Source organism: Streptomyces sp. FH025 (genome assembly GCF_017427025.1).
Classification (GTDB): Bacteria; Actinomycetota; Actinomycetes; order Streptomycetales; family Streptomycetaceae; genus Kitasatospora.
Genome location: NZ_JAFLNG010000406.1, coordinates 1 through 7,138, shown reverse-complemented (window position 1 = coordinate 7,138; position 7,138 = coordinate 1). Strand labels below are relative to the sequence as shown.

At 73.1% G+C, this 7,138-nt stretch carries 8 protein-coding genes; 4 read left to right on the top strand and 4 right to left on the bottom strand.

What is annotated here, in order from left to right:
• Window positions 1-496: glutamate racemase (locus J0670_RS25175; RefSeq protein ID WP_207813943.1), on the bottom strand; the 496-nt coding region annotated here is incomplete at its 3' end.
• Between the two features lie 57 nt (window positions 497-553).
• Here J0670_RS25175 and J0670_RS25170 point away from each other — a divergent pair.
• Both J0670_RS25170 and J0670_RS25165 read left to right on the top strand, forming a co-directional pair.
• On the top strand, window positions 554-1,702 hold the full coding sequence (locus tag J0670_RS25170; RefSeq protein WP_207813942.1) for a glycosyltransferase: 1,149 nt from the start codon (window positions 554-556) through the stop codon (window positions 1,700-1,702).
• A gap of 43 nt (window positions 1,703-1,745) precedes the next feature.
• On the top strand, window positions 1,746-2,492 hold the full coding sequence (locus J0670_RS25165; RefSeq protein WP_207813941.1) for a cyclopropane-fatty-acyl-phospholipid synthase family protein: 747 nt from the start codon (window positions 1,746-1,748) through the stop codon (window positions 2,490-2,492).
• 18 nt (window positions 2,493-2,510) lie between these two features.
• Here the strand turns inward: J0670_RS25165 and J0670_RS25160 are convergent, their stop codons facing one another.
• From J0670_RS25160 to J0670_RS25150, 3 genes are all read right to left on the bottom strand, one after another.
• Window positions 2,511-3,386: an alpha/beta fold hydrolase gene (locus J0670_RS25160; RefSeq protein WP_243437487.1), complete on the bottom strand. Its 876-nt coding sequence runs from the start codon at window positions 3,384-3,386 to the stop codon at window positions 2,511-2,513.
• Window positions 3,387-3,479: 93 nt separating this feature from the next.
• A complete protein-coding gene (locus J0670_RS25155; protein ID WP_207813939.1) occupies window positions 3,480-4,154 on the bottom strand; it encodes a thiol:disulfide interchange protein DsbA/DsbL in 675 nt (224 codons plus the stop codon).
• A 118-nt stretch (window positions 4,155-4,272) separates the two neighbouring features.
• Entirely contained in the window at window positions 4,273-5,616 is a 1,344-nt protein-coding gene (locus J0670_RS25150) for a glycosyltransferase family 4 protein (RefSeq protein WP_207813938.1), read from the bottom strand.
• A gap of 418 nt (window positions 5,617-6,034) precedes the next feature.
• Here J0670_RS25150 and mscL point away from each other — a divergent pair, with 418 nt between their 5' ends.
• Together mscL and J0670_RS25140 are read left to right on the top strand one after the other, a co-directional pair.
• Window positions 6,035-6,484 carry a large conductance mechanosensitive channel protein MscL gene (mscL, locus tag J0670_RS25145; RefSeq protein ID WP_207813937.1) on the top strand — a complete coding sequence of 150 codons (450 nt, stop codon included), beginning with the start codon at window positions 6,035-6,037 and terminating at the stop codon, window positions 6,482-6,484.
• A 434-nt stretch (window positions 6,485-6,918) separates the two neighbouring features.
• Window positions 6,919-7,138 (top strand): DUF6643 family protein (locus J0670_RS25140; protein WP_374223159.1); only part of this gene is annotated, 220 nt, incomplete at its 3' end.

Genomic DNA, 7,138 nt, shown 5'->3' with positions numbered 1-7,138 from the left:
TACGAGCGGCGGCGTCGGCGATGGCCGCGGTGATGGCGGCGTCGTCGCCGTGCTCGACGGCGTCCGCGAGGCCCGGGCAGGCGACCTCGGTGACCTCGGCCGTGCCGCCGAAGTCGCGGATCAGGCCGCGCTGGTAGGCGCTGCCGGTGGTGGCCGGGGTGGCCCAGATGGCGACGCGTCCGCCGAACGCGGCCGCGGGCTTGATCGCCGGGACGGTGCCGATGACCGGCAGTCCGGGTTCGAGTTCGGCCCGCAGGGTGGCGAGCGCGTGGACCGAGGCCGTGTTGCAGGCGATCACCAGTGCGTCCGGTTCCAGGGCCGCCGCCGCCCGGCAGCAGCCGAGGGCGAGTTCGGTGACCTCTTCGGGGGTACGCGGCCCCCAGGGCATCGAGGCCGGGTCGGAGGAGAGCACCAGATCGACGTCCGGGCGCAGCTTCCGAAGGGCGGCGGCGGCGGCCAGCAGGCCGATTCCGGAGTCCATCAGTGCGATCTTCACGGGGAAAGACTTTAGTCGATCCGCCCGTCGGGGCCCGTTCTGCGGGAGACTGCCGGGGTGACCGTCCTGCTGTGGATCGCCGCGTTCTCCCTGCTGGTCTGGCTCTGGCTGGCGTGCTGCCACGGCTTGTTCTGGCGCACCGACGTACGGCTGCCGCCGCGTCGCCCGCCGGTGCGTTGGCCGCAGGCGACGATCGTGGTGCCGGCCCGGGACGAGGCCGCGGTGCTGCCGGTGAGCCTGCCGACGCTGCTGGCGCAGAAGTACCCGGGGCGGGCGCGGGTGATCCTGGTGGACGACCACAGCTCGGACGGCACCGGCGCGCTGGCGGCGGAACTGCGGACGATGGACGGGCTGGAGCTGACCGTCACCACCCCTCCCCCGCTCCCACCGGGCTGGACGGGCAAGCTCTGGGCGCTGCGGCACGGGGTGGAGCTGGCCGGCCCGGACGTCGAGTACCTGCTGCTGACGGACGCGGACATCGCGCACGGCCCGGATTCGCTGGCCGAGCTGGTGGCCGCCGCCGAGAGCAACGGCCTCGACCTGGTGTCGCAGATGGCCCGGCTGCGGACGGAGACCGGCTGGGAGCGGCTGATCGTCCCGGCGTTCGTGTACTTCTTCGCCCAGCTGTACCCCTTCCGGCGGAGCAATCGACCCGGCGCCCGGACGGCGGCCGCGGCGGGAGGCTGCTCACTGGTGCGGCGGGAGGCGCTGGAGCGCGCGGGCGGGGTCGCGGGGATCCGCGGGGCGGTGATCGACGACGTGTCGCTGGCCCGGGCGGTGAAGTCCTCGGGCGGTCGGATCTGGCTGGGCCTGGCCGGGGAGGTGGACAGCGTCCGCCCGTATCCGCGGCTGGCACAGCTGTGGCGGATGGTGTCGCGCAGCGCGTACGCCCAGTTGAGGCACTCGCCGCCGCTGCTGCTCGGAACGGTGCTGGGGCTGGCGCTGGTGTACCTGGTGCCACCGGTGGCGACGGCGGCCGGGCTGGTGGCGGGGGCGCCGCCGGTGGCGGCGGCCGGCGCTGCGGCCTGGGTGCTGATGGCGGGCACCTACCTGCCGATGGTGCGGTACTACGGACGGCCGGCCGCAGCGGTCCTGCTGCTGCCGTTCACGGCCGCGCTGTACCTGCTGATGACGGTGGACTCGGCGGTGCAGCACTGGCGCGGCCGGGGCTCGGCCTGGAAGGGCCGGACGTACTCGCGGGTGTGAGAATTCCCCGCCGCGCGGGCCCGGGCGGATCCATACTGCTCGGATGGACCGTCAGCAGATCTCCCGTCTCGCCCACACCCACCACCCGATCGCGGCGCCGCTGGCGGACACGTCGGTGGCCCGGCTGCTGGACCGCGCGCTGGCCGGTCGGGAGTCCGGCCGGATGCTGGACCTCGGCTGCGGCGAAGGTGCCTGGCTGCTGCGGGCGCTGGCCCCGCGTCCGGACTGGCGGGCCGTGGGAGTGGACGTGGACGCGGCGGCGCTGACGAGGGCGCGGGAGAGCGCGACCGCGCTCGGTGTCGTGCGCCGGCTCGGTCTGCACCACCGGGACGCCCGGGAGTTCACCGCCGTGGAACCCTTCGACCTGGTGCTGTGCGTCGGCGCCACCCACGCCTTCGGCGGGCTGCTGCCGACGCTCGCCGCCGCCCGCGAACTCCTGGCCCCGGGCGGCCGGTTGCTGGTCGGCGAGGGGTTCTGGGAGCGCGAGCCGTCCCGGGCCGCGCTGGACGGGCTGGGCGCGGTCCCGGAGGACTTCGCGGACCTCGCGACCACCACCGACCGGGTGCTCGCGGACGGCTGGACCCCGGTGGACGGGCACGTCAGCACGGCACAGGAGTGGGACGACTACGAGTTCTCCTGGACCGGTTCGTTGGCCGAGTGGGCGCTGGACCACCCTGACCACCCGGACGCCGCGGCCGCCCGGGAGGCCGCGGACCGGCACCGCACCGAGTGGCTGCACGGATACCGGGGGACGTTCGGCTTCGTCACCTACCTGCTGCGCCGCGACTGAACGGCCCTACCGGGCTGACTACTTCTGTGTCCGGGCGAGGAAGTCGTCGATCAACGGGGCGATTTCGGGAAGCTTCTCTGCCAGTGCGAAGTGCCCGGTGTCGAGCACGTGCAGTTCGGCGTCGGGCAGGTCGCGCAGATAGGCACGGGCGCCCGCTTCGGTGAAGAACGGGTCGTTCCGCCCCCAGATCACCAGCGTGGGTGGCCGGTTGGCGCGCAGCCACTCCTGCCAGCGGGGGTAGAGCTCCAGGTTGGAGTGGTAGTCGAGGGCGAGTTCGACCTGGATGTCCTTGCGGCAGGGAAGGTCGAGGAAGTGCTGGTCGAGCGTCCAGCCGTCGGGGGCGACCAGGCTCGGGTCGGCGGTGCCGCCCTCGTACTGGCCGCGGGTGACGTCCAGGGTGAGGATCGAGCGGGCGACCTCCTCGGCGCCGGGGATTCCGCGCCGGTGGGCGATGAACTCCCGTGCCTGTTCGGAGAGCCCCTCCTCGTAGGCGTTGCCGTTCTGGACGACCAGACCCGTGATCCACTCCGGCCTGCGGGTGGCCAGGCGCAGGCCGACGGGCGCGCCGAAGTCGAAGACGTAGAGCGCGAACCGGTCCAGCCCGAGGGCGAGGCAGAAGCGCTCGACCACGTCGGCGAGGGTGTCGAAGCGGTACCGGAAGACATCGGGCCCGGGGCTGTCGCTGTGGCCGAAACCGGGGTAGTCGGGGGCTATCAGGCGGTACCGGGCGCCGAGCGCGTCGAGCAGGCGGGCGTACTGGTGCGAAGCGGAGGGGAAGCCGTGCAGCAACAGGAGGACGGGGGCGTCGGCCGGGCCGGTCTCGCGGTAGAAGACGCGCAGACCGTCGAGTTCGACGTGGCGGTGGTGGACGTGCGGGATCGTCAGCTCACTCATGCTAACCATTGAACCGCATCTGAGTGGTTAAGTGTGGCGCATCGGGACGATGCGTCGGAGCGGGCTGACGCGACACCATCGGTCTGGCGATGCTCAGCCCTTCTGCAACTGCTCCTGTTGCACCAGGTAGTCCAGCACCTCGGGCATCGCCTCGACGCCGCCGGCCCTGGTCGGCGAGGTCCGGTACTCGCCCTGGACGACCACCGTCGGCAGTTCGTTGACGCCGTAGCGGATGAACTGCGCGGCCGCGTCGTCCACCGACCTCCGCACCTCGGCGGAGCCGTAGGCCGCGCGGAACTTCTGGGCGTCGACGCCTTTGCGCGCCGCCCAGTTGGTGGCGGTGACCTCGGTGGTGACGTCGGCCCCGTCGTTGTGGATCGAGCGGAAGGCGGCGGTCTGCAGGCTCTCGACCAGGCCGAGGCGCTCCAGCGTGAAGTACAGGCGTGCGTGGGCACGCTGCACGCGCTCTTCCGGGCTGCCCGGCCAGATCGCCGGGACGCGGCGCAGCACGACGTCGGCGCGGTGCTTCTCGGTCCAGGCCCGCAAAGGCTGTTCGAGCGCCTGGGAGTGGCCGCAGTCGTACCAGAAGAACTCGGCCGCCTCGGTGCGGGCGCTCTCGCGCACCGGCTGGGGGTGGTCGAGCCTGACGAACTGGACGCCCTCGACGGGGTGTCGGTGGGTCGCCGCGCCGGCCTGGAGGGGGGACACGACGATCCCGGCGGCGACGGCGAGCAGAACGGTGGACCGCAGCAGCGACTTCGAGTTCACACCGGGCAGTGTGCTGGCGACGGTTCGTTACCGACGAGTCCGCTGCGGGCGGCCGGGCCGGAATCGCCCGGACGGCGCAACGCGAGCCCTCGGCAGGACTCGCGGTGCGAACCCTCCGTCAGCGCACGGTCGGTGGGCCCCCGGACCACACCTCGGCGACCAGTCGCTGCCAGTCGTCCACCACCGCGCCCAGCTCGAAGTGCTCCAATGCGTGCAACCGGGCGGCCGCGCCGAGGCCCGCGCGGTTGACCGCGAGCACCTTCGCCAGCGCCTCGGCCAGGGCGAGCGGGTCCCCGGGGGCGACCAGCGCGCCGGTGGCGCCGTCCCTGACCACTTCGCGCACCCAGCCGACGTCGGTGGCGACGGCGGGCACCCCGGCCAGCGCCGCCTCGATCAGCGCGCCGGGCACGCCCTCGCTGTCGCTGGTGAGCAGCAGCGCGTCGGCGGCGCGGTAGAGCGGGGCCGGGTCGGGCAGGGCGCCGAGGAAGTGGGCACGGGCGGCGGCCGGGTGACGGGCCAGGGCCTCGCGCAGCGGGCCGTCCCCGGCGATGGCGAGCCGGACGTCGGGCAGGCGGTCGAGCACGTCGAGGGCGAGGTCGAGCCGCTTCTCCGGGGATATCGCTCCGATCCAGGCGACCAGCAGGACGTCCGCGGGCAGGCCCAGGGCGTGCCGGGCCGCGCGCCGGTCGGCCCGGCCATCGGCGGGTGGATAGCTTTCGGCGGCACGGGAGTTGGGGATCACCCGCACCTTTCCCTCGGGCAGCCGGAACTGTTCCTCCAGCACCGCGCGCGCCTCGTCGGTGAGCGTGGTGACGGCGGCCGCGCGGTGCATCAGCGCGCCGCCGCGCAGCCGGCGCAGGCGGTTCGCGGTCCAGTAGCGGGGGTGGCCGACCGAGACGTAGACGAAGGGGGTGCGGGTGCCGGCCAGGGCGAGGGCGCAGGCGGCCAGGGTGTGCGAGCCGTGGGCGAGCACGACGTCGGCGGTACGGGCGGCGACGCGCAGCGCCCGCAGCGTGCTCGGATGCATCCGGCCGGGCCCGAGGACGGTGGCGTAGTGCAGGACGGAGGCGCCGGGACCCTGGTCGGAGCCCTCGCCGAGGCCCTCGCTTGGGCCCGCGCCTGGGCCCGCGGCGGAGCCCTCGTCGCGGCTCTGATCGGGGAGTTCCTCGGGCGGCTCCCCGGAGCGGGGTTCGAGGGGTTCGCCGGCCTCGGCGCCCGCCGCGGTGTCCTGGCGTCCACCGGTTCCGGCGCGTATGCCGGACTCGGGGCGTCTGCCCGGCGGGGCGGCGAGCGCGGCCGGGTGCGGGGCGAGGGCGCACAGCGCGGAGGACTGGCCCCGGCGGCGCAGTTCCCGGTGGAGGTCACGGGCGAAGTTCTGGGCTCCACCGCGTCGGGAGTCACTGATCAGGTGCAGGACGCGCGGGCGGGTTCCGGCCGGATCGGCCGACGTACGGTCGGACATGGACTGACCTTGGCACAGCACCACGCCCCGTACAGCCCCTTCGCGCAACCTCGTGGTGGTCCGTGCGCCCGCGCCCGTACACCCGGTGTGCGCTGAAGAGCCGCCGTCGTGCGCTGATTGCGACCGCCGTGCGCCCCGTCTCACCCCTGTCGCTCCACGTCGCCGCCCTCCGTTTCGCCGCACGCCGCGTCAAGTACCGGCTCACAACGTCAAGTTGTCCGGCCACCCGACCGTCGATGGGCCGGTACGCGGAACACCCGTCGGCCGTCTGGGGACACCGGGTGCGGGCCGTCGGCCGGTTACGCGGATCGGGTGAACGCGGTTGGACCTCGACCCGGGCCGGTCGGCAGGATGTCCGGCCGGGGCATCGTCGTGCCGCCCCATCTCCCCCTTCCTCGTTCGGATTTGGAGTCACCCGGTGTTCAAGGGATTCCGCAGCTTCCTGCTGCGCGGAAACGTGGTGGACCTCGCGGTCGGCATCGTGATCGGCGCGGCCTTCACCGCCGTCGTCACCGGGTTCGTCAGCGCCTTCCTCACACCGCTCGTCGGGGTCGCGTCCGGTGCGGTCGGGGACTTCAGCCAGAAGACCTTCGAGGTGGGCGGCACCCAGTTCCCGTACGGGCTGTTCGTCAACGCGACGATCGGCTTCGTGCTGACCGCCGCGGTCATCTACTTCGCCGTGGTGGTTCCGGTCGGCAAGCTGCAGTCGCGCTTCGAGAAGGAGAAGCCGGCCCCGGTCGCGAAGGTGGACTGCCCGGAGTGCCTGAGCTCGATCCCGGCCGCCGCGACCCGCTGCTCCTTCTGCACCTCGGAGGTCGGCGCCCGGCCCGCCCTGCCCGCACAGTCCCAGGCGCTGCAGTCGCACTGACCCCGTGCGGGCACTGACCCCGTGCGGCGCTGACGCGCCGTACGGACACGGGCGACCGGGCTCATCCGGCCGGTGCGGACCCGGTCGGGCGGCGGCCTGACCTGTGCTGACGGGGATTTTATTCCCGAAACATTCACGAGCCCTCGCCGCACCGGCGGCGGGGGCTCGAATGCGCCGGCGCACGCCCCGCCCGCAAAAGTTTCTCCGCAGGGACCGCAGCCGTCCACCGGCCGGTCACCCCAAGGTTTTGCGGCGGCCCCGTCCAAGCGCTGTTCGATCACTGACGGCGCGCCAGGGCTGTCCGGAACTGGTCGCCGGTATGTCCGTTCTTCCTACTTTCGAAACCTTTGTGCGAGCGAAGACTGTGTAAACACTCGAACTGCTCACCCTCCCGCTCTCCTCAGCAGGCTCGTTGTGGGCTTACCGTATGCCCCATGACCTCGCCCCGCTCCTACGACGGAGTCGGCTACCCCTCTCCGTCCTTCTCCTCCGGCACGCCGATCTACGACAGCCTCGTGGCTGAGCGCGGCGTCCCCCAGATCGCACCCATCAACGTGCCGGCCGCCCTGCCGCCGGCACTGCCCTCCAGTTACGGATCCGGCCTCGCGCCGTCCTACGAGAACCGGTACGGCGCCGGGTACGAGAGCGCCGGCA